Source organism: Aphanothece microscopica RSMan92 (assembly GCF_046613545.2).
In the GTDB taxonomy this organism is placed as follows: domain Bacteria; phylum Cyanobacteriota; class Cyanobacteriia; order PCC-6307; family Cyanobiaceae; genus NIES-981.
Genome location: NZ_JBKKKY020000327.1, coordinates 1 through 639 on the forward strand (window position 1 = coordinate 1; position 639 = coordinate 639).

Genomic DNA, 639 nt, shown 5'->3' on the forward strand with positions numbered 1-639 from the left:
AAAAATCTGATGCAGCCTTACCTTCCTGCTACCTAATTCGTAAATTAGCAAGTAAGAGTCCTCCGAAAGACGCTAGCTTTTAAAACAGGCTCAGCACCGCAGGTACTACTACCTCAGCAGTAAAACGAGAATCCAATTTATGAACGAGAAAAAACCAGATATACCACGCATCTTTCTATTGCTCACTACGGTCTTCTTCCTGGGGTGGGCTCCCGGCCTGGTCATGGCCCAGTTGGAGCAGACCAACCGGGTGGAGGTACCCACCAGTATGTTTGCCAATGAGCAGTTTGATCTGTTCTCGCTTGGTGAAGCTGGCGCGCTGATGGTGAGCCGGCGCTCGGACTATACCGGCACGCGCGACGAAACCTGGACCTTTACTAAACTGGATACGGAGCTGGAATCGGTGTGGGTACAGAGCTACCAGATGGACTTCCGTTACATTCCGGTAATGTCCTACCAGAACGATAACTATGCCTACTGGCTTTTTGCGGAGCCAGATACCGACCATTTTCTGTTTCTGCAACTCGACCTCAACCGCGGGCTGCTGGATGTGCACAAGGGAAATCTGCTGGCCAACGTCAGCGTCAATCAATTTAAGGTCATTGGAAGCAAGGCTTTGGTGGCGGGCTACTATCGGAG

Annotated in this window: 1 protein-coding gene; it reads left to right on the top strand. The window is 51.0% G+C overall.

Going from position 1 to position 639, the window contains the following annotated elements; genetic code table 11:
* Positions 1–223 precede the first annotated feature (223 nt).
* On the top strand, positions 224–639 hold a 416-nt coding region (locus ACLD7X_RS17805), incomplete at its 3' end, for a hypothetical protein (protein ID WP_425625457.1).